Here is a 21,627-nt window from a genome sequence, read left to right as displayed (position 1 = left end):
CAACCTGGCACCGGCCATGGCATCCGCGCCCACGGCCAGGAACCACTAAGGCACAGCAATGAGTGACAACCGAAACGTCAAGATTCGGGTCCGCAACCTCAGCAAGGTCTTCGGCAGCCAGCCGAAGAAGGCGCTCGAATTGCGCGACCAGGGCCTGAAGCGGCCCGAGATCCTCGACAAGACCGGCCAGACCCTGGGCCTCTCCAATATCGATTTCGATGTCCATGAGGGTGAACTTCTGGTGATCATGGGGCTTTCCGGATCGGGCAAGTCGACCCTGATTCGCTGCCTCAACCGACTGATCGAGCCCACCGAGGGCGAGATCGTCATCGACGGCGAGAACATTCCCGACCTCAAGGAGAAGGAACTGCTGGAATGCCGCCGTCGCCACTTCTCCATGGTGTTCCAGAACTTCGCCCTCTTCCCCAATCGTACCGTGCGCCAGAACGCCGAGTTCGGCCTCGAGGTGCGAGGCGTCGACCCGGCCAAGCGCCGGGAAGCGGCCGACAATTCCCTCAAGCAGGTCGGCCTGGACGGCTGGGAGGATGCCTATCCCAATCAGCTCTCCGGCGGCATGCAGCAGCGTGTCGGCCTGGCGCGCGCCCTGGCCAACGACGCCACCGTACTGTTGATGGACGAGGCCTTCTCGGCGCTGGACCCGCTGATCCGCGGCGACATGCAGCAGGAACTGCTGGCCCTGCAGCACCGCATGCAGAAGACCACGGTCTTCATCACCCACGATCTCGACGAGGCGCTGACCATCGGCGATCGCATCGTGCTGCTCAAGGACGGTGAAGTGGTGCAGATCGGCACGCCCGAGGAAATTCTCACCAAGCCGGCGGACGACTATGTGCGTCGCTTCATCGAGGGGGTCGACAAGTCGCGCATCCTCACCGCCGAAAGTGCCATGCGCAAGGTTCGTTCCACGGTGCGTGACAGTGATGGGCCACGTACCGCGCTGCGCAAGATGCGCGAGCACAGCCTCGACTCCATCTACATCCTCGACCGCGAACGCCGCCTGATCGGCCTGATCGACGCCGATGCCGCAAGCGAAGCGCTGGAACAGGGCAAGGCCAGGGTCACCGACGCCATGACCCAGGACTTCCGCAGCGTGACGCGGGAAGAGCCACTGCACAACCTGTTCGCCATGTTCAGCGAGAATCGCTTCCCCATCGCCGTGGTGGACGATGACAAGGTGCTCCAGGGTGTGGTGGTCAAGGGCGCCGTCCTGGATGAACTCGCACAGGCAGGAGAAGATTGATGGCTATCGACATTCCGCGCATTCCGCTGGGCGACTGGATCGAAGGTGGCCTGAACTGGCTGACCAGTGAATATTCCATCGTGACCCGCGGCATCTCCCGAGTCACGCAGACCGGTATCGATGGCCTCAACGATGCCCTGATGTGGTTGCCCGACTGGTCCCTGCTGGCGATCATCGTCGCGCTTTGCTGGTGGCTGGCCAATTCTCGTCTGGCCATCGGTGCCGCCATCGGCCTGGCACTGATCTGGAACCTGGGGCTATGGGATCCGATGATCGAGACCTTGACCCTGGTGGTGATCGCCACCCTGGTGGCCGTCGTCATCGCCTTGCCGGTCGGCATCGCCGCCGCCCTCTCCGAGCGCCTCTATCGCACCATCATGCCGGTACTGGACTTCATGCAGACCATGCCGGCCTTCGTCTATCTGATCCCGGCCATCCCGTTCTTCGGCATCGGCTCGGTGTCGGCGATCTTCGCCACCGTCATCTTTTCCATGCCCCCGGCCATCCGCTTCACCACCCTGGGTATCCGCCAGGTGCCGGTGGAACTGGTCGAGGCGGCCGACGCCTATGGCGCTACCCGCAGCCAGAAGCTGATCAAGGTCCAGCTGCCGATGTCGTTGCCCACGATCATGGCCGGCATCAACCAGACGATCATGCTGGCGCTCTCCATGGTGGTGATCGCGGCCATGATCGGCGCCGATGGCCTGGGCAGCGAAGTCTGGCGCGCCATCCAGCGCCTGCGGCCCGGCGATGGCTTCGAGGCCGGCATCGCGGTGGTCATCCTGGCCATGATCCTCGATCGCGTCACCCAGTCGTTGCGCAAGCAACGCAAATCCTGAGGCCACACAATGTCCCGGGCGCACGGTTGCATACCGGCGCCCGGGTCTGCATGCTCTAAGAACATCTCCAACAAAGGCAATTCAGATGACCAAGCAACCTATGCGTCACAGCCTCAGAATCGCTGGCCTCGCGCTGGCTGCCGGTACTGCTCTCGCTGCAGGTAGCGTCCAGGCTCAGGAAAAGGGGACGGTAGAGCTTGGATATGTCGAATGGTCCTCGGAAGTCGCCTCCACCAACGTGATTCGTGCCGTCCTGGAGCAGGCCGGTTACGACGTCGAGATGACGTCGCTGTCCGCCGCCGCCATGTGGCAGGCCGTCTCCACTGGCGATTCGGACGCCATCGTTGCCGCCTGGCTGCCCACGACTCACGCCGATTATCTGGAGCGTGTGGGCGACAAGGTCGAAAATCTCGGCCCGAACCTGGAAGGCACCAAGCTCGGTCTCGTCGTGCCCGAATATACCGACGTCGATTCCATCGATGAGCTCAACGCCAATGCCGACACTTTCGATGGCGAGATCATCGGCATCGACCCGGGCGCCGGCCTGATGAGCCTGAGCGAGGACGTCGTCGACGAGTACGGCCTGGACCTCACCCTGCGTAGCGGCAGCGGCGCCACCATGACCGCCGCCCTTCAGTCGGCCATCCAGAACGAAGAGGACATCGTGGTGACCGGCTGGACGCCACACTGGATGTTCGCCCGCTGGGATCTCAAGTATCTGGATGATCCCAAGAACGTCTATGGCGGTGCCGAGCACATCAACACCATCGTGCGTCAGGGGCTGAAGGAGGACATGCCCGAGGCCTACGCCATCCTCGATGCCTTCGAGTGGACGCCCGAGCAGATGGGCGAAGTCATGCTGATGAACCAGGAAGAAGGCTCCGACCCGTACGAGAACGCCAAGCAGTGGGTCGAGGAGAATCAGGACGTCGTGCAGGAGTGGCTGCCCGAGTCCTGAGCTCGAGTCCCTCGCGGGCTCCCGGCGAGCGATCCCACATGCGGTCGCCATCGTGGAAGGGAGGCACCTGTCGGTGCCTCCTTTTTTCATGACGTTTACTTTCATGACGCTTACCGGGGCAACAACAGAGCACGCACGGGACCAGAGTCATCCCGGCGGCCACCCTGCTCGAATATCGCGCCATGGCAGTGACAGCGATGAAGAAACGCAATAAATTGAAGCCTGGAAGCAGGATCACTCATCGATTGATCGCTCAGGCAGCGATGATTGCGACATGACATAGCCATCCCCGCCCGGATGTGTCGCCAAGCGCAGACGATTCGCGTGAGATGATGTACGGTATGCAACGATTCGTGGCGAAACAGTCCGTTGAAAGTGATGCCCTACGCAATCATCTTCAAACGGCCACACTTGTCGTGTCATCAACGAGCGAAACATCAGGGAGGAGTACCCAGCATGTTCAAGCGGATCATGGTGCCCAGGGATCTGGCACTGGGGGAACGCACCGACGAGATCGGCACCGACCGGGTGACGCATCTCTCCGGTTCCCGCCGCCGAACCGGCCTCTCGCTTGACGACCGTATCGCCACGCTTGTCGAGGTGTCAGGCATGCTCCATTCGCACGCCTGACACCTTGCTTCCCACCGTTCATCGACGCCAACAAGGAGAAGTCCCGTGACGAACGACGATAAAGCCCACGAGGCCAACGCGGGATCCGAGGGCATTCCCGCCCCGGACGGACCCGCCAACCTCATCGATACCGATTACGTGATCGGGCAGGACAACATCACCGCGACCAAGTTCGGGGTGGACATGGACCTTCATGGCAAGGTCTTCACCATCTCCTCGCTGGTGATCCTGTTCTTCGTGATCATCACCCTGGCCATGCAGAACGAGGTCGAGCCGCTCTTCAACGCCATCTTCGATGTGCTGACCGGCAACCTGTCCTGGTTCTTCCTGCTGGCCGCCAATATCTTCGTGATCCTCGCCATCGTTCTGATCTTCACCCCCATGGGCAAGGTACGGATCGGTGGCGCCCATGCCACGCCGGACTTCAGCTACGCGGGCTGGTTCGCCATGCTGTTCGCCGCCGGGATGGGCATCGGCCTGATGTTCTACGGCGTCTCCGAGCCGATCACCCACTTCGGTACCGCCATGGGCGGCACCACGGTGGAGAACGGCGTGCGAACCGACTGGGCCCCCTTGGGTGCTGCCGCCGGCGACCAGCAAGGCGCCATCTCGCTGGGCATGGCCGCGACCATCTTCCACTGGGGCCTGCACCCCTGGGGGATCTACGCCGTGGTTGCCCTGGCCCTGGCCCTGTTCTCCTTCAACAAGGGTCTGCCGCTGACCATGCGCTCGATCTTCTACCCGGTTCTGGGTGAGCGCGTCTGGGGCTGGCCGGGCCATGTCATCGACATCCTGGCGGTATTCGCCACCCTCTTCGGGCTGGCCACTTCGCTGGGTCTCGGTGCTTCCCAAGCCTCGGCGGGGCTTGGCTACCTGTTCGGCATCCCCGACACCAATGCCACCATGGTGCTGCTGATCATGGGCATCACGGTCGTGGCCCTGGGGTCCGTGATGCTGGGGGTCGACAAGGGCGTGCAGCGGCTGTCGCAGATCAACATGGCACTGGCCTTCCTGCTGCTGATGTTCGTGATCGTCGTCGGGCCGACCCTGATGATCGCCACGGGCTTCTTCGAGAACCTGGTGGCCTACATCGTCAACCTGCCGGCCCTGTCCATGCCCTTCGGCCGCGAGGATGCCAACTTCAGCCAAGGCTGGACGGCCTTCTACTGGGCCTGGTGGATTTCCTGGTCGCCCTTCGTCGGCATGTTCATCGCGCGGGTCAGCCGTGGCCGCACCGTCCGTGAGTTCCTGATCGCCGTGCTGCTGGTGCCCTCCGTGGTCTCGGTACTGTGGATGACCGCCTTCGGTGGCACCGCCATCGATCAGTACGTCACCGACGGCTTCGAAGGCGTGAAGAACGCGGCGCTGGAACTGCAACTGTTCGAGATGCTCGGCCAGCTTCCGCTGACCAGTATCACCTCCTTCGTCGGCATCGTGCTGGTGATGGTGTTCTTCATCACCTCCTCGGACTCCGGTTCGCTGGTGATCGACTCCATCACCGCCGGCGGCAAGGTCGACGCGCCCCGTTCCCAGCGCGTGTTCTGGTGCCTCATCGAGGGGGCCATCGCCATCGCCCTGCTGCTGGGTGGCGGCCTGACGGCCCTGCAGACCGCGGTGATCACCACCGGCCTGCCCTTCACCATCGTGCTCCTGGTGGCCTGCTACGCCATCGTCAAGGGGCTGATGAGCGAGCCCAAGAGCGTCTGATCGGCCCGTAACAAGGCCCTCTACGCCGGATCGCCCCGCTTCCCGCGGGGCGATCGCGTTTCCGGCCCTGGAACGACAACGCCGCCCACCGGAAGCTCCGATGGGCGGCGTTCAGGTTCTACGAGATGCGTCCGAAAGGACGGCTGGCTTACTCGGCGAAGGGGTTACGCAGCACGATGGTCTCGTTGCGATCCGGCCCGGTCGAGATGATGTCGATGGGCGTGCCCACCTGTTCCTCGAGGAAACGGATGTAGGCGCGAGCATTGGCGGGCAGCCCCTCGACGCTCTTCACGCCGATCGTCGATTCGTTCCAGCCCGGCAGGTCCTCGTAGACCGGCTCGATGGCTTCATAGCCCTCGGAATCCACCGGCGCATCGAGAACATCGCCGTCCTTGCTACGGTAGCCGACACAGACGCGGATGTTTTCCAGGCCGTCGAGCACGTCCAGCTTGGTGAGGCAGAGCCCCGACACCGAGTTGATCTGCACGGCATGGCGCAGCGCCACGGCATCGAACCAGCCGCAACGGCGAGCGCGACCGGTGGTGGCCCCGAACTCGTGCCCCTTCTCGGCCAGATGACGCCCATGCTCGTCGAACAGCTCGGTCGGGAAAGGACCGGAACCGACCCGCGTGGTGTAAGCCTTGGTGATGCCCAGCACATAGTCGAGATACAGCGGCCCCACGCCGGAACCGGTCGCGGTGCCGCCCGCCGTGGTGTTGGAGCTGGTCACGAAGGGATAGGTGCCGTGGTCGATATCCAGCAACGAGCCCTGGGCCCCTTCGAAGAGGATGTTCTCATCGGCCTTGCGCATATCGTGGACCAAGCTGACGGTGTCACAGACCATGTCGCGCAGATCGTCGGCCATGCGCATGGCATCGTCGAGGACCTGCTGGAAATCCACCGCCGGCTCGCCATGGTACTTGGTCAGCACGAAATTGTGGTAGTCCAGCACCTCGCCGAGCTTGGAGGCGAAACGCTCACGGTGCAGCATGTCGCCGAGACGCAGCCCTCGACGCGCCACCTTGTCCTCGTAGGCTGGGCCGATCCCCCGGCCGGTGGTGCCGATCTTGGCCACGCCACGGGCCTTCTCCCGCGCCTGATCGAGCCGCACATGATACGGCAGGATCAAGGGACAGGCCGGCGACAGGCGCAACCGCTCGCGCACCGGCACGCCCTTGGCCTCCAGCTCGCGGATTTCCTCGATCAGCGCTTCCGGTGACAGCACCACGCCATTGCCGATCACACAGGTCTTGTCGTCTCGCAGGATGCCGGAGGGAATCAGGTGCAGGACCGTCTTCTCGCCATCGATGACCAGGGTATGGCCCGCATTGTGCCCCCCCTGGAAACGTACCACGGCATTGGCAGATTCGGTCAGCAGGTCGACCACCTTGCCCTTGCCCTCGTCACCCCACTGGGTCCCCAGTACGACTACGTTCTTGCCCATAGTGTCTCGTCTCTCGTTGCTGCGCGCCGGCGGTCGGCCGGAGTCGAATAAAACGGCTCACCAGGCCTCATCAGGCCGAGTCATCGGAGGCTGGCAGCGCCTCCACCCGCCAGCCGCCATCGGCCGGCACCAGATGTCGCTGACAGTGATGTTGTTCGGGGCCGGTCCGCTGCCCCGGCAGCGCCTGGACAACCCGCTCTCCCTGCTGGCGCAGGTCCCTCACGACCTCGCTCAGCCCATCGCCTTCGCTTGGCGCCCAGATACCGCCATCACGGGGCTCCTTCGGCGTCAGGGTAGCCAGCAGCTTGAGCTCCAGGGAAAAGCCGGTGGCCGGTCGGGCACGCCCGAAGGCACGTCCGGTGTCGTCATAACGTCCGCCCTTGGCCAGGGCCTGGCCGTAACCCGGCACATAGGCGGAGAACATCATGCCGGTGTGATATTGGTATCCCCGCAACTCGGCCAGATCGAAATAGAGTTCGACCTCAGGGTGTTCGGCGACCACGCCACGATACAGCGCCCGTAGCTGATCGAGGGCTGCTCCTACCGCCTGGGGCGCTTCGGCAAACGCTTCCCGGGCTTCGTCGAGTACCTCGGGGCCACCGTGCAAGGTCACCAGGTCACGGAACATCTCTGCCAGTGCCGGATCGTCGACACAGGCTTCGACCCGAGTCGCCAGTTCGCCCGGCGACTTCAGCTCGAGCGCCTCGAACACCAGGCGTTCCTGCTCCGGTGACAGCTCCGCCGCCTCCACCAGGCTACGATAGATGCCGATATGCCCCAGCGCCAGGTGAACCTCGCCGGCACCGGCAACGGACAGGCTGGTCAACGCCAGACGCAGGATCTCGAGATCGGCCTCCAGCCCGGCATGGCCGAAGAGCTCCAACCCCACCTGAACAGGGCTGCGTCCGCCCTGATACTGGTCGGCCTTGGCGCGCAACACATTAGTGCAATAACACAGCCGCACGGGTCCCTGCCGCTTGAGGGAATGGGCGTCCATGCGCGCCACCTGGGGAGTCACATCGGCGCTGGCTCCCATCATGCGCCCCGTCATCTGATCGGTGAGCTTGAAAGTCTGCAGATCCAGCTCGGTGCCGGTTCCGGTCAGCAGGGAGTCGAGGAATTCCACAGGGGGCGGCATCACCTGGTCGTACCCCCAGCAGTGATAGAGGTCGAGCAGCGCCCGGCGCAATTCCTCCATGCGGCTGGCCTGAGGCGGCAGCACTTCGTCCATGCCGTCGGGCAAGAGCCAGCGGTCAGCAATGGTCATGTCGTTCTTCCTGCAAGACAGTGGTTGGCCTGTGGCAAGCCTCACGGCATGGCGGAACTAAGCATGGCGGGATGCCGGAGAAAGCTCGCCGGGAGTGGAGAGGCCACAAAAAAACCGGGCCACGCCCGGTTTACCGATTCTATCACGTTTGGCGTCGGGATGAACCCTGGCGCCGATGCCCGACGGCACCGGCGCCCTCCTGGGCTCTCCCCGGCCGGCCAACTCAGTCGTCGGTCGGCGTCGGGCTCTTGAGATACTGGAAGAAGTCGCTGGAGGGATCCAGCACCAGCATGTCGCCGTCACCCTGGAAGCTATCGCGATAGGCATCGAGACTGCGCCAGAAGGAGAAGAACTCCTCGTCCTTGCCATAGGCCTGCGAGAAGATCGCTGCCGCTTCGGCATCCCCCTCGCCGCGCAGGGTTTCGGAACGCTCCTGGGCCTGGGCCAGCAGCACCTGGCGGCGCCGGTCGGCGTTGGCACGAATGCGTTCGGCTTCTTCCTGGCCCTGTGCACGCCATTCTCGCGCCTCACGCTCACGCTCCGAGCGCATGCGATCATATACCGCCGAGGAAACATCCTCGGGCAGGTCGATGCGCTTGACGCGAATGTCGAGGATGGCCACCCCGAGCTCCTCGCGCATCAGCTCGTCGAGCTCCTGGGTAGGCCCGGTCATCAACTCATCGCGTTTCTCGGAGATGATCTGCTGCAGGTTCAGGCGACCGAACTCGTTACGCAGGCTCTCGTCGACCCGGGGCTGGATCAGGCGCACGGCCTGCATCTCGTCGCCGGCGGTCGCCTCGTAGTAGCGGGTCGGATTGACCACCTGCCACTTGACGTAGGAATCGACGATCACCGCCTTCTGCTCCAGCGTCAGATAGCGGCTGGCATCGGTATCCAGCGTCAGCACCCGGGTATCGAACTTGCGGATCGTCTGGGTGATCGGGATCTTGAAGTGCAGTCCCGGCTGGATGTTCTCCTCGATGATCTCGCCGAAACGCAGCTTCACCGCACGCTCGGTTTCGTCGACCACATACAGGCTGCTGCTGGCCAGCCAGGCGACCGCGGCCAGGCCGCCGACGATGAGCAGGGAACGATTATTGATCATTTCAGCGACCCTCCCTGCGAATTCCGTTGCTGCTGCTGTTGCTGCTGCTCGGGCTGGACGATGACTGGATGCTTTGCAGGCGTTCGAGCAACTGCGGATCCAGCTGCGTCTCGCCATCGCTCGACTTGCTGCCGCTGTCACTGCGCTTGAGGCGATCCATCGGCAGGACCATCAGCGGGCTCTGCTCGGTGACGTCGACCATCACCTTCGGCGTGCCACTGTAGACCTCGGAGAGGGTATCCAGGTAGAGGCGCTCACGCATGATCGCCGGGGCATCCTGATACTGGGTCAAGAGAGCGTTGAAGCGGTTGGCCTGGCCTCGCGCCTCGGCCACCACCGATTCGCGATACCCCTGCCCCTGCTCGACGATACGCTGAGCCTGGCCCTGGGCCGCGGGAATCACGGCATTGGCATAGGCCATGGCCTGGTTGATGGTGCGCTGGCGATCCTCGCGGGCGCGGATGACATCATCGAAGGCATCCTGCACGGCATCGGGCGGCGAGGTGGACTCGACGTTCAATGTCTGCAGCATGATGCCGGTGCCATAGCTGTCCAGGTAGGACTGCAGACGACTGTTGACCGAGCTGCCGAGGATCTCGCGTCCCGACGTCAGGATATCGATCATGTCGGTTCCCCCCACCACGTGGCGAAGGGCGGAGTCCAGCGCGTTCTCCAGGCTGAGCTCGGGATCGCGCACGTTGAGCACATAGCCGCGAGGATCGGCAACCTGGTACTGGGCCGATATCTCGACGGAAACGATGTTCTCGTCCTGGGTCAGCATCGACTGCGTCTGGGTGATCGAGCGTACCCGCGTCACATTGACCATGTGGACGTCATCGATCAGCGGCGGATTCCACTGCAAGCCCGGTGTCACGGTTTCCTGGTACTTGCCGAAACGCAGCACGACCCCGCGCTCCGACTGATCGACCAGATAGAAGCCCGAAGCCGCCCAGATAGCCAGTGCCACGATCAGCAGCAGGCCCGGCAACGCAAAGGTGTTGCGAGGCTTGCCACCGCCCGAGCCTCCACCATTGCCGCCGCGCTTGCCACGACCGCCCAACATGCTGTTGAGCTTGTTCTGAAATTTCTTCAGGGCCTCATCGAGGTCCGGGGGGCCCTGGTTGCCGCCCCCCTTGCCGCCACCGCCGTTGCCACCACGGCGGCCCCCACCACTCCAGGGGTCATGCTGGTTGCCGCCACCGGGCTCATTCCAGGCCATACGTCGTCTCCACTCTGCGTTGCATACCGTCGCGCACCGGAGCGTCGCGACGGGCATCGTTGCGATCCTTGTAGCGCCGACCGGCGTTGGCAACGCCGGCCGACGCCCGAAGGCGACTCATTGCTCCCATACGGGACCTTCCTGCAATTCCTCCGGCAGGTAATCGTTGGCGCTCTCGCCGAGACGTGCCATCAATTGCAGGAAATCACGTCGCGGCAGCCGTATCTCGAGCAGGGTACGTCCCTGCTCGTCGAAGCGCTCCTCGCGTACCGCACCCAGTTCGTGCAGGCCGGCCCGCAGCTTGCCCTGGACAGGCGTCAGGGTGATGTCGAAGTCGATGATATCGTCGGCCAGACACTCCGAGAGGGCCTGCTCGAACAACTCCAGGCCTCGGCCATCCCGGGCCGACAACCACACCGACTCGGGCCGCCCATCGGCATTGCGCTCGATACGCGGCGCACTGTCAAACAGGTCGACCTTGTTCATCACCTTGAGCGTCGGCACGTCCAGCGCGCCGATCTCATCCAGCACCTCGTTGACCTGATTCACGTTCAGGTCGCGGTCCGGGTCCGCGGCGTCGATCACATGAACCAGCAGGCTCGCCTCGGCGGCTTCCTGGAGCGTCGCCTGGAAGGCTTCCACCAGCTTGTGCGGCAGGTGCCGGATAAAGCCCACGGTGTCGGCCAGCACGACCGGCCCCACATCCTCGACCTCGAGACGTCTCAAGGTAGGATCGAGGGTAGCGAACAGCTGGTCCGCCGCATAGACCCGCGACTCGGTCAGAGCATTGAACAGCGTCGACTTGCCGGCATTGGTATAGCCGACCAGCGACACGCTGGGGATCTCGGCTCGCGAGCGGGCACGGCGGTTCTGGCCACGCTGGCTACGCACCTTGTCCAGGCGCTTGTGAATCGCCTTGATGCGGCCACGCAACAGGCGACGGTCGGTCTCGAGCTGGGTTTCGCCCGGACCGCGCAGGCCGATGCCACCCTTCTGTCGTTCCAGGTGGGTCCAGCCGCGTACCAGCCGGGTCGACATGTACTCCAGCTGGGCCAGTTCCACCTGCAACTTGCCCTCGTGGGTCCGTGCCCGCTGAGCGAAGATGTCGAGAATAAGTCCCGTGCGATCGAGCACACGACACTTGAGCGCCTGCTCGACATTACGCTCCTGGGAAGGACTGAGAGCATGATTGAAGATCACCAGCTCGGCCTTGTGGACAGCCAGCGCTTCGCGGACTTCTTCCACCTTGCCCGAACCGATGAAGAAACGCGGATCGGGCCGGCCTCGACTGCCGGTCAGCAGCGTGGCCGGCTCCGCGCCGGCCGAGCGCACGAGCTCGAGAAATTCTCCGGAATCCTCACGCTCGCTTTCGTCCTGGAAGTCCACATGGACGAGTACCGCCGTCTCACCGGCGTCGGGACGTTCGAAAAACAATCAATACCTCACGCGTTGCTTTCCGGCTGCGCGGGCACGTCAGTCGCCGGCAGACGCACATTGCGCGACGGCACCACCGTGGAGATGGCATGCTTGTAGACCATCTGGCTGACCGTGTTTCGCAGCAGGATGACGAATTGGTCGAAGGACTCGATCTGGCCTTGCAGCTTGATGCCGTTGACCAGGAAGATCGACACCGGAATGCGCTCCTTGCGCAGTACGTTCAGGTATGGATCTTGAAGGGACTGTCCTTTGGACATGTTGCTCTCCCTAAATTGTCTCTTATGGGATTGATAGTGCTATTGGGTGCCCACCTCTTTTCCCGAGGTGGCACTCTTGCCCGGTGGAGCCCGATCAACCGGTCTCATGGAACGCTCATCTTACGCTAACTGCTGAATTCGCGCACCAATTTCAAGACATGATCGAGTGGCTCGCCGGCCAGAATGTCAACCCAATGCAGGTCAGGCCAACCACGCATCCAGGTCAACTGGCGCTTGGCCAGCTGCCGCGTGGCGACAATGCCCCGGCGTCGCAACGTCTCTCGGTCGCCCTGTCCTTGCAGGTACTCCCAAGCCTGACGATACCCCACGCTCTTCATCGCGGGTAGTCTCGCATGCAGGTCGTCTCGTGCCATCAGGCCAGTCACCTCATCGAGAAAACCTGCCTCGAGCATGGCATCGAAACGTGCCGCTATCCGTGAGTGCAGCACACTCCGATCGGCCGGAGCGAGTCCTATCGACAGCACACGCCAAGGGAAGGTTTCCGGTTGCTGCTCATCCCAGTGCTCGGTGAGCGAACGTCCACTGATTCGATAGACCTCAAGTGCCCGGGTCAGGCGCTGGGGGTCGTTGGGATGAATGCGCCGGGCCGCGCGCGGATCGATGCGCGCCAACTCCTCATGCAGCTCGGCCAGCCCGCGCTGCTCGACTTCCCGATCCAGTTCAGCGCGAATCGTCGGATCGCCGGAGGGCAGATTGGGCTCGCCGACCCAGAGACGCTGGTAGTACATCATGGTCCCACCGACCAGCAAGGGAACGCGACCGGCATCGGTGATACGACGCATCTCGCGGCGCGCATCCTCGCGAAACGCCGCCGCCGAATAGGGGTCGGCGGGATCGCGGATATCGATCAGGCGGTGCGGGGCCCGCGCCAGTTCGCTGGCTGACGGTTTGGCACTGCCGATGTCCATGCCGCGATAGACCATCGCCGAGTCGACGCTGATCAGCTCGCATCCCAAGCGTTCATGCAGGGCGATGGCCATGTCGGTCTTGCCCACGGCAGTCGGCCCCATCAGGAAGATGGCCGGCGGGCGGGTGTCACTCATGAAAACTCCGTCGGATCACTGCCCTCGCAGGAAAAGGCGGTCCAATTCCTTGAGGCTCATCTCGGTCCAGGTGGGACGACCATGGTTGCACTGGCCGCTGCGCTCGGTACGTTCCATGTCACGCAGCAGCGCGTTCATTTCCGCCGTCGTCAATTGGCGGTTGGCCCGCACGCTACCGTGGCAGGCCATGGTCGACAGCAATTCATTGATATGGGCCTCGAGCCGGTCGGAACGTCCGTAACGCTCGAGGTCGCCGAGCATGTCGCGCACCAGCAACTCGACATCGGCGTCCACCAGCAGGGCCGGCACCTGACGTACCAGCAACGTTTCCGGACCGGCCACGTCGAGTTCCACGCCCAGTCGCGAGAAGGCGTCGCGTTCGGCCTCGGCGGTGGCCACCTCGGCGGCACTGGCCGCCAGGGACACCGGCACCAGCAACGGTTGGGCCTGCAGGCCTCCCCCGTCACCGGTGTCTCCATGCACCTGCGCCTTCATGCGCTCGTAGACGATACGCTCATGGGCGGCATGCATGTCCACCACCACCAGGCCACGCTCGGTCTGAGAAAGAATGTAGATGCCGTGCAACTGGGCCACGGCATAGCCCAGGGGCGGCGCTCGGGTGGCATCGTCCTCCGGCATCGCCGGGGCGGGAGCCGGGCTGGATGTCGCCGCCGCGGGCGATGCCTCGCGTTCGGCCAGGGCCACCTCGGCGGCATTGCCGCCTGCTCCCGGCGCGGATGCCTGAGGGGTCAGCAGGCTTTCCTCGTGTTCCGGATGCAGGGCACGATAGCCTTCCATGAAGGCGCGCACCCGGTCCGGAGTCACCTTCTGTTCGCCTCCCTCGTCGCGGCCATGCAGCGCCATGGGCTGCTGCTGCCAGCGCCCCGCAGGCTCGGCCACTTCATTGGACGATGGCGCCACCGCGTCTGACGCGCCTTCCCCGGCCGGGGACTCTTTCGCAACCGACCCGTCGCCCGGTTGGCCGGCGCGCGCCTCGCCGAGCGCCCGGTGCAGACTGGAAAACAGGAAGTCGTGCACCATGCGGCCATCACGGAACCGCACTTCATGCTTGGTCGGATGCACGTTGACATCCACCACCGCCGGGTCGACCTCCAGGTACAGCACGAACACGGGATGGCGACCGTGGAAGAGGACGTCACGATATGCCTGCCGAATGGCATGGGCCACCAGCCGGTCGCGGACCACCCGGCCATTGACGAAGAAGTACTGCTGGTCGGCCTGGGCCCGGGAATGGGTCGGCAGGCCGACCCAGCCCCACAGGCGCAAGCCACCGGTTTCGATGTCCAGGTGCAGGGCGTTTTCCAGGAAGGCCTTGCCGAGCAGGGCCTGCAGACGACGCTCGTGGCCGACCAGATCACCGCCAGGACTCAACTGGTGGATGGTCTTCTGGTTGTGTCGCAGCACCCAGCCGAGATCCAGCCGCGACAGGGCCTGGCGGCGGAAGGCCTCTTCCACGTGGCCGAACTCGGTCTTCTCGGTACGCAGGAACTTGCGGCGCGCCGGCGTATTGAAGAACAGGTCGCGCACCGTCACCGTGGTACCGCGCGGGTGCGGCGAGGGCGTGACCCGAGGCTCCATGCGGCGCCCTTCCACCACCACACGCCAGCCGCTGGTCGGGTCGTCCTCGACGTTGGACATCAACTCCAGGCGCGACACCGAACTGATCGAGGCCAGCGCCTCGCCACGGAAGCCCAGGCTCGCCACACCCTCGAGGTCGTCCAGCGACGCAATCTTGCTGGTGGCATGACGCGACAGGGCCAACGGCAGATCTTCCTCGTCGATGCCGACGCCATCATCACGCACCCGGATCAGGCGTGCCCCACCAGACTCCAGCTCCACCTCGATGCGCCGGCTACCGGCATCGATGGCATTCTCGACCAGCTCCTTGACCACCGAGGAGGGTCGCTCGACCACTTCACCTGCGGCGATCTGGTTGGCCAGTCGCGGATCGAGAACCCGGATATGCTGCCTGTCTGTCATAACCCCCCCTGACGCTGGAAGTCGAACGCTTGACGTCCCGTCAATCGCGATGAAGCGCTTCCAGGCGCAAAGCGCCGCTCGTTAAACTTCCAGCTTAAGAACTCGGTATCCTCAGCACTTGCCCGACCCGGATGACATCACCGTTGAGCTCATTGGCCTGCCGAAGCTGGCCGACCGGCACATTGTGACGAGCCGCGATCTCCGACAGGGTATCACCCGGCTGGATCCGATACTCGTCACCGGCACCGCCGCGCCCCTGATCGCGCTGCCAGGCCAGCAGGCTGGCCGGTGGCGGGTTGCGTTCGAAGTGGGCGCGAATACCGCCAAAGACGGCCTGCATCATCCGCTGCTGGTAGCTGCCATCGCGAAGCCGCCGTTCCTCCTGGGGATTGGAGATGAACCCGGTCTCCACCAGCAGTGAAGGAATGTCGGGTGACTTGAGCACCACGAAGCCCGCCTGCTCCACTTGCGACTTGTGGAGATCGTTGACACGTCCCATGCGATCCAGCACGCGCCCGCCGATGGTCAGGGAATCGTTGAGGGTCGCGGTCATGGTCAGGTCGAGCAGCACGCCGCGCAGGACCTCGTCCTTGTCGTCCAGTGACAGGTTGCCGTCCACGCCCCCGATCAGGTCCGAACGATTCTCCGACGCCGCCAGCCATTTGGCGGTCTCCGAGGTCGCCCCGCTCTGTGAAAGGGCGAACACCGAGCTGCCATGTGGCCGGGGGCTGTTGAAGGCATCGGCGTGGAGCGAGACGAAGAAGTCGGCCTTCTGCTCCCTGGCGATGCGCGTGCGCTGACGCAGCCCGACATAATAGTCACCATCACGGATCATCACCGCCTTGAAGCCTTCGGTGGCATTGATCAGCCGCGACAGGCGCTTGGCCATTTCCAGCACGACATCCTTCTCGCGTGTACCGGCAGGACCGGTGGCGCCGGGGTCCTCACCGCCGTGGCCGGCATCCACGGCAATGATGATGTCGCGCTTGGGATGTGGCTGGGCCTGCTTGGCCGCTGGCGTCACGGTGTCGGGATCGCGCCCTTCGGCCACCGCCTCGGCCTGGGCCCGCTCGGCGGCAATCTCCTGTTCGCGAATCTTGGCTTCGATGGGATCGATGGGGTCCTCCACGGCACTCTCGCCGGGATACTCCAGATCCACCACCAGGCGGTGGCCATATTGTTCGTTGGGCTCCAGGGTGAAATGGCGCGGCTCGACCGCCCGCGACAGTTCCAGCACCACCCGCAGGTCGTCGCCATTGCGCACGCCGGTGCGCACCTCGCGGATGGCGCTGCCGGACAGGTCCAGCCGATCGGCATCGGCATTGAATTCGCTGTCCTGCAGATCGATCACCAGCCGGCGCGGATCCTCCAGCGTGAAGACCTCCGCCGTAACCGGCGACGACAGGTCGAAGACCAGACGCGAATGGTCGGGTGCTGCCCAGAGGCGTAGGTTATCGACACTGGCGGCCTCGGCACACAACGGCACCAACAACGCCAGCGGCAATAGCCAGCGAGCCATGTTACGACGCAATATCCTTTTCCTCATGAAACGTCTTCGTCCGTACCGGCGAGACAGCCGTCAGGCCGGGCCACATCCGCGGCCAACCGTTCGAGAACCTCGCGGCCTCGTGCCGTCTCGGCCGACAGCAAGGCCTGGCGCCCCGGCGGCTGAAGGCTCAAGCGCACCCATAGGTCGGGCCTGGGTAGCCAGCCCTCGCCCCGAGCGGGCCATTCGATCACGCAAAGCGCCTCTTCGCCGAGCAGGTCGCGCCCACCGATGAATTCCAGCTCTTCCGGGTCACCCAGGCGATAGAGATCGAAATGATGCACACGTGCCTGCGCCAGTTCGTAGGGTTCCACCAGCGTATACGTCGGGCTCTTGACCGCTCCCTGGTAGCCATAGGCGCGCAGGATGCCCCGGGTCAGCGTCGTCTTGCCGGCACCGAGCTCCCCTTCCAGATAAACCCGCCCCTGGCCGGCCAGCGCCCGACCGAGACATTCGCCCAGCGCGACCTGTCGGTCTTCGTCAGCAAGTCGCAACCGCATCGTCATTCGTCCATCGTTGGATTGACCAGAATTCGCGCACAGGATGCCAGATCGCTGGCCAGCAAGCCACGCTCACCACCCTGCCGAGCCGCCATGTCGGCGGCCAGGGCATGCACCAGCACACCGAGACGCGCGGCCGTCTCCAGCGGGAGCCCTTGGGCCACCAAGGCTCCCAGCATGCCGGAAAGCGCGTCTCCCATACCGCCGCTCGCCATGCCCGGGTTGCCGTAGGGGCATACGGCCAGTCCGCCCGGACCAGCCACCAGACTGCCGGCGCCCTTGAGCACCACCACGCCGCCGAGACGCTGCTGCAAGGCCAGCACCGCCGCCGGGCGGTCCGCCTCCACCTCGGCGGTCGCAATGCCCAGCAGGCGCGCCGCCTCACCGGGATGCGGGGTGAGGATCCAGTCATCGCGCCGCTGCTCCGCGAAACGCTCGGCGAGCAGGTTGAGGCCATCGGCGTCCACCACCAAGGGCTTTCCGGCGGCCAGGGCGCCCTGCAGCATGGCCTGCCCCCAACTGCCTTTTCCGAGTCCCGGCCCGACGACCAGAACATCCGCCGCCCCAGGCAGCTCGCCGAGATCGGCGAGACCGCGCACGCCATGTGCCATCACCTCGGGCCGGCGTATCAGGCTGGCGACCACATGCTCAGGGTCGGTGGCCAGGCTCACCTTGCCGGCACCGAGCCGCGCGCACGCTTCGGCGGCCAGCAGGCCGGCACCTCCCATGCCCGGTGCGCCCCCCAGGATCAGCGCATGCCCCGCCGCGCCTTTATGGGCATCGCGCTCACGGGGCAGCAGTCGCGACGCGATCAACGACCGATCGAGCCGCCATGCGGCCGGCGTCATGCCATCGAAAGCTGCCCGGGGCGCGGCCAGGTCAAAAACGGCCACACCGCCGGTCCGCGCCGGTCCCCGCCCGGTGTGCAATCCCAGCTTGTCGCCGATGAACGTGACGGTCCGGGAGGCGTGCACCGCCTCGCCCAGCTCGGCGCCGGTATCGGCATGCAGCCCGGAGGGAATGTCGATGGCCAGCACCGGCTTGCCGCAGGCATTGATGGCCGCAATGGCCGACCGAGACGCCCCCCACACCTCGCCGGAAAGCCCCGTGCCGAGCACGGCATCCACCACCAGCTCGCCGGTCAACACCATGCCTTCCTGCCATGGCTGACGACCGACGCCGGCGGCATCGGCCATCTCGGCGGCTCGGCGCGCATCCCCCTCGAGCGCCTCCACGGGCTTGAGGAGGATACGCTGAACCGAAAGCCCCTCAGCCGCTGCCAGAGCGGCCAGCACATGGCCATCGCCCCCGTTGTTGCCGCCACCGCACAGCACGCTCAGGTGGCGCACCTCTGGCCAGGTCTCACGCAGGTATCGCCAGGCCGATGCCGCGGCACGCTGCATCAGCGCAAACCCCGCCACGCCGGAAGCGATGACGCGCCGGTCCAGCTCGCGCACCTGCTCGGCACGATACAGCGCTCGGCCCTTGTGATCCTCCGGTGGCGCCTGTGTCATTCGCTATTCCCCCAGCACACGATGCTTTACCATGTAGAAGTGTGTCGTTTTCCCCCGCCAGACGCCAAGCGTCGTGGCGCCATTCTGCGTGGTGTTTGCTCGATCATGTCCCAGCCGTCTGCTCAAGGCGACGCATCCCCCGATCTCCAGGCCCTGGCCGACTCGATCAAGACCTGGGGTCGTGAACTCGGTTTCCAGCAAGTCGGGATCACCGATGTCGACCTGGCCGAGGACGAGGCCCGACTGCAGCGCTGGCTGGACCTGGGCCACCATGGCGAGATGCACTTCATGGCCAAGCACGGCACGAAGCGTACCCGCCCCGAGGAGCTGGTGCCCGGCACGGTGCGCGTGATCAGCGTGCGGCTCGACTACCTGCCGCCCGAGGTCGAGACGACCCGGATGCTGGCCCGTCCGGAGAAAGCCTACGTCTCGCGCTACGCCGTAGGCCGCGACTACCACAAGCTGATGCGCAAGCGCCTGGCCACGCTGGCCAAGCAGATCCAGGACGAGATCGGCCCGTTCGGCTATCGCGCCTTCGTCGACTCGGCGCCGGTGATGGAACGTGCCCTGGCCCGCAAGGCGGGCCTTGGCTGGGTCGGCAAGAACGCCATGATCCTCAATCCCAAGGCGGGCTCGCTGTTCTTTCTCGGCGAACTCTACACCGACCTGCCCCTGCCGGTGGACCCGCCCTATGAAGGTGCCCATTGCGGCAGCTGCAGCGCCTGTCGCACGGGCTGCCCCACCGATGCCATCGTCGAGGATCGCGTCGTCGACTCGCGCCGCTGCATCTCCTATCTCACCATCGAGCTGCACGGGGCGATTCCCGAAGAATTCCGCGCCGCCATGGGCAACCGCGTCTTTGGTTGCGACGACTGCCAGCTGGTCTGCCCTTTCACGCGTTTCACCCGAGCCAGCCGCGAGCGCGACTTCGCCCCTCGCCACGATCTTGACCGTGCCGACCTGGTCAGCCTTTTCGCCTGGAGCGAGGAAGAGTTTCTCGACAAGACCGCGGGCAGCCCCATTCGACGCATCGGCTACGAACGCTGGCTACGCAACCTGGCCGTGGGGCTGGGCAACGCGCCCTGGAGCGAGAGCGTCGAGTCCGCTTTGCGAGCTCGCCTGCCCTACCCGTCCGACCTGGTCCGCGAGCACGTCCGCTGGGCCCTGGCACGCCAGCGGGCAAAGCGCACGGACATGATCGCCGTCGAGGCCTGAGAAAGCCCTTCCCCAGCCCTCGTCCAAGACCGAGGCGCTCTGGATAGGCGCCTCTTACGCGTTACGCCACATTGATCGTTTCCATTCCCCCCATGTAGGCGCGCAGCGCCTCGGGGATGGTGATCGAGCCATCGGCGTTCTGGTGGTTTTCCATCACTGCGATCAGGCAACGTCCCACCGCCAGTCCGGAGCCATTCAGGGTGTGCAGCAACTGCGGCTTCTTCTCGTCCGGGTGGCGATAGCGCGCCTGCATGCGACGAGCTTGAAAGTCCTCGCAATTGGACACCGAGGAGATCTCCCGGTAGGTCTCCTGGCTCGGCAGCCAGACTTCCAGGTCGTAGGTCTTGGCGGCACCGGCCCCCATGTCGCCGGTACAGAGCGTGACGACACGGTAGGGCAGCTCGAGGGCTTGGAGGATCGCCTCGGCGTGGCCACGCATCTCCTCGAGAGCGTCATAGCTGGTCGATGGCTCGACCAGTTGCACCATCTCGACCTTGTCGAACTGATGCTGGCGGATCATCCCGCGGGTATCGCGGCCGTGCGAGCCCGCCTCGCTGCGAAAGCACGGCGTATGGGCGGTCAAGCGCACCGGCAGCGACTTGTGCTCGATGATCTCGTCACGCGCGAAGTTGGTCAGCGGCACCTCGGCCGTAGGGATGAGGTAGTAGCCACGCTCATCTTCCAGCCGGAACAGGTCCTCGCCGAACTTGGGCAGTTGCCCGGTGCCATAGAGCGAGTCGCGGTTGACCATGTAGGGGACATAGCACTCCTCGTAGCCGTGCTCGAGGGTCTGCTTGTCCAGCATGAACTGGACCAGCGCCCGATGCAGGCGTGCGATGGCGCCACGCATCACGGCGAAGCGCGCCCCGGTGAGCTTGGCCGCCAGATCGAAATCCAGCTCCCCCTTGAGGGCACCGAGATCGACATGGTCGCGGGCCGTGAAATCGAGCGCACGCGGTGTCCCCCAGCGATGCAGCTCGACGTTGTCGTCCTCGCTCTGCCCTTCCGGCACGCTCTCGTGAGGCAGGTTGGGCAGGCCGCTGACCTGCTCGTCCCACTCCGCCTGCACCTCGGCGAGACGGGACTTGGCCGCATCGAGACGATCGCCGAGGTCACTCACCTCGGCGAGCAGCGGCTGGATGTCCTCTCCATTGGCCTTGGCCTTGCCGATCGACTTGGAGCGCGTGTTGCGCTCGTTCTGCAACCGCTCTGTCTCGGCCTGCAGTTCACGGCGCCGGGACTCCAGCGCGGCAAGTCGTTCGGTATCGAGAGCGAAACCTCGCTTGGCCAGGCGTTGAGCGACGCCCTCGAGGTCGCTGCGCAGCAGTTTGGGATCGAGCATGGAATCCTGTCCGTCGATGAAAAAAGCGGCAAACGCAAGGCGCCCATTGTAGGCAAAAGCCCCGTCTCGCGCCACGACCCGGGATGCGCCTCATGGGCCTGTCGCGGTACAGTAGACGCCACCTCTTCCCCGTTCGTCCTGCCCGGCAAGCCAGCCGACGCAGCAGGACGGCGCCAATACCGATACCGACATCATGATCGCAAGACTGGACACCAGTGAGGCTTCCCTCGGCCCGGCCGCCGCCCGCTACCGGGCCTTCCTCGAGGCCCTGCGCGAGGCCGGCTTTGCCGGCGAGATCGCCCCGGACTACGCCAATCGCAC

At 64.8% G+C, this 21,627-nt stretch carries 19 protein-coding genes; 6 read left to right on the top strand and 13 right to left on the bottom strand.

Annotated elements, in window-relative coordinates; all coding sequences use genetic code 11:
• The first annotated feature begins 58 nt into the window (after window positions 1-58).
• The 5 genes from A9O65_RS08880 to A9O65_RS08865 all read left to right on the top strand — a co-directional run bounded on the left by A9O65_RS08880 (window position 59) and on the right by A9O65_RS08865 (window position 5,395).
• Window positions 59-1,261 carry a quaternary amine ABC transporter ATP-binding protein gene (locus A9O65_RS08880; protein WP_064697899.1) on the top strand — a complete coding sequence of 401 codons (1,203 nt, stop codon included), beginning with the start codon at window positions 59-61 and terminating at the stop codon, window positions 1,259-1,261.
• 5 nt (window positions 1,262-1,266) lie between these two features.
• Window positions 1,267-2,100, top strand: a complete 834-nt coding sequence (locus A9O65_RS08875; RefSeq protein ID WP_064698596.1) for an ABC transporter permease — start codon at window positions 1,267-1,269, stop codon at window positions 2,098-2,100.
• Window positions 2,101-2,185: 85 nt separating this feature from the next.
• Window positions 2,186-3,058 (top strand): glycine betaine ABC transporter substrate-binding protein, encoded by an 873-nt coding sequence (locus A9O65_RS08870; protein WP_064701908.1) that lies wholly within the window; start codon window positions 2,186-2,188, stop codon window positions 3,056-3,058.
• 456 nt (window positions 3,059-3,514) lie between these two features.
• The gene (locus A9O65_RS17350; RefSeq protein WP_170825733.1) at window positions 3,515-3,688 is read left to right on the top strand and encodes a hypothetical protein; all 174 of its coding nucleotides are present in this window, start codon (window positions 3,515-3,517) and stop codon (window positions 3,686-3,688) included.
• A 45-nt stretch (window positions 3,689-3,733) separates the two neighbouring features.
• Window positions 3,734-5,395: a BCCT family transporter gene (locus A9O65_RS08865; protein ID WP_064697897.1), complete on the top strand. Its 1,662-nt coding sequence runs from the start codon at window positions 3,734-3,736 to the stop codon at window positions 5,393-5,395.
• Between the two features lie 148 nt (window positions 5,396-5,543).
• Here A9O65_RS08865 and A9O65_RS08860 read toward each other — a convergent pair whose 3' ends face one another.
• The 12 genes from A9O65_RS08860 to A9O65_RS08810 form a co-directional block, all read right to left on the bottom strand.
• Window positions 5,544-6,839 carry an adenylosuccinate synthase gene (locus A9O65_RS08860; RefSeq protein ID WP_064697896.1) on the bottom strand — a complete coding sequence of 432 codons (1,296 nt, stop codon included), beginning with the start codon at window positions 6,837-6,839 and terminating at the stop codon, window positions 5,544-5,546.
• 70 nt (window positions 6,840-6,909) lie between these two features.
• The gene (locus A9O65_RS08855) at window positions 6,910-8,106 is read right to left on the bottom strand and encodes an ATP phosphoribosyltransferase regulatory subunit (protein ID WP_064701907.1); all 1,197 of its coding nucleotides are present in this window, start codon (window positions 8,104-8,106) and stop codon (window positions 6,910-6,912) included.
• A gap of 223 nt (window positions 8,107-8,329) precedes the next feature.
• Complete coding sequence (gene hflC, locus A9O65_RS08850) at window positions 8,330-9,211, bottom strand: protease modulator HflC (protein ID WP_064697894.1); 882 nt, start codon at window positions 9,209-9,211, stop codon at window positions 8,330-8,332.
• 1 nt (window position 9,212) lies between these two features.
• On the bottom strand, window positions 9,213-10,430 hold the full coding sequence (hflK, locus tag A9O65_RS08845; RefSeq protein ID WP_064697893.1) for an FtsH protease activity modulator HflK: 1,218 nt from the start codon (window positions 10,428-10,430) through the stop codon (window positions 9,213-9,215).
• A complete protein-coding gene (locus A9O65_RS17345; RefSeq protein ID WP_175473451.1) occupies window positions 10,417-10,560 on the bottom strand; it encodes a hypothetical protein in 144 nt (47 codons plus the stop codon). Before A9O65_RS17345 ends, hflK begins: the two co-directional genes overlap by 14 nt.
• Complete coding sequence (hflX, locus tag A9O65_RS08840; protein WP_064697892.1) at window positions 10,548-11,864, bottom strand: ribosome rescue GTPase HflX; 1,317 nt, start codon at window positions 11,862-11,864, stop codon at window positions 10,548-10,550. Before hflX ends, A9O65_RS17345 begins: the two co-directional genes overlap by 13 nt.
• Window positions 11,865-11,872: 8 nt before the next feature.
• On the bottom strand, window positions 11,873-12,124 hold the full coding sequence (gene hfq / locus A9O65_RS08835) for an RNA chaperone Hfq (protein WP_064697891.1): 252 nt from the start codon (window positions 12,122-12,124) through the stop codon (window positions 11,873-11,875).
• Between the two features lie 125 nt (window positions 12,125-12,249).
• Window positions 12,250-13,188, bottom strand: coding sequence for a tRNA (adenosine(37)-N6)-dimethylallyltransferase MiaA (gene miaA / locus A9O65_RS08830; protein WP_064701906.1), 939 nt, complete (start codon window positions 13,186-13,188; stop codon window positions 12,250-12,252).
• A 15-nt stretch (window positions 13,189-13,203) separates the two neighbouring features.
• A complete protein-coding gene (gene mutL, locus A9O65_RS08825) occupies window positions 13,204-15,189 on the bottom strand; it encodes a DNA mismatch repair endonuclease MutL (protein ID WP_064701905.1) in 1,986 nt (661 codons plus the stop codon).
• A 94-nt stretch (window positions 15,190-15,283) separates the two neighbouring features.
• Window positions 15,284-16,708: an N-acetylmuramoyl-L-alanine amidase gene (locus tag A9O65_RS08820; RefSeq protein ID WP_064701904.1), complete on the bottom strand. Its 1,425-nt coding sequence runs from the start codon at window positions 16,706-16,708 to the stop codon at window positions 15,284-15,286.
• Window positions 16,709-16,731: 23 nt separating this feature from the next.
• The gene (tsaE, locus tag A9O65_RS08815; protein WP_064702051.1) at window positions 16,732-17,235 is read right to left on the bottom strand and encodes a tRNA (adenosine(37)-N6)-threonylcarbamoyltransferase complex ATPase subunit type 1 TsaE; all 504 of its coding nucleotides are present in this window, start codon (window positions 17,233-17,235) and stop codon (window positions 16,732-16,734) included.
• Window positions 17,236-17,237: 2 nt separating this feature from the next.
• The gene (locus A9O65_RS08810; protein WP_064701903.1) at window positions 17,238-18,749 is read right to left on the bottom strand and encodes a bifunctional ADP-dependent NAD(P)H-hydrate dehydratase/NAD(P)H-hydrate epimerase; all 1,512 of its coding nucleotides are present in this window, start codon (window positions 18,747-18,749) and stop codon (window positions 17,238-17,240) included.
• A gap of 105 nt (window positions 18,750-18,854) precedes the next feature.
• On the opposite strand from A9O65_RS08810, the gene queG reads away from it, so the two are divergent.
• Window positions 18,855-19,964: a tRNA epoxyqueuosine(34) reductase QueG gene (gene queG / locus A9O65_RS08805; protein WP_064697886.1), complete on the top strand. Its 1,110-nt coding sequence runs from the start codon at window positions 18,855-18,857 to the stop codon at window positions 19,962-19,964.
• A gap of 61 nt (window positions 19,965-20,025) precedes the next feature.
• On the opposite strand, the gene serS is transcribed toward queG, so the two are convergent.
• Window positions 20,026-21,306: a serine--tRNA ligase gene (gene serS / locus A9O65_RS08800; RefSeq protein ID WP_064698594.1), complete on the bottom strand. Its 1,281-nt coding sequence runs from the start codon at window positions 21,304-21,306 to the stop codon at window positions 20,026-20,028.
• Between the last annotated feature and the right edge of the window lie 321 nt (window positions 21,307-21,627).

The organism is Halomonas caseinilytica (assembly GCF_001662305.1).
GTDB classification, from domain to species: Bacteria; Pseudomonadota; Gammaproteobacteria; order Pseudomonadales; family Halomonadaceae; genus Halomonas; species Halomonas caseinilytica.
This window is presented reverse-complemented; position numbering and strand designations above follow the sequence as displayed.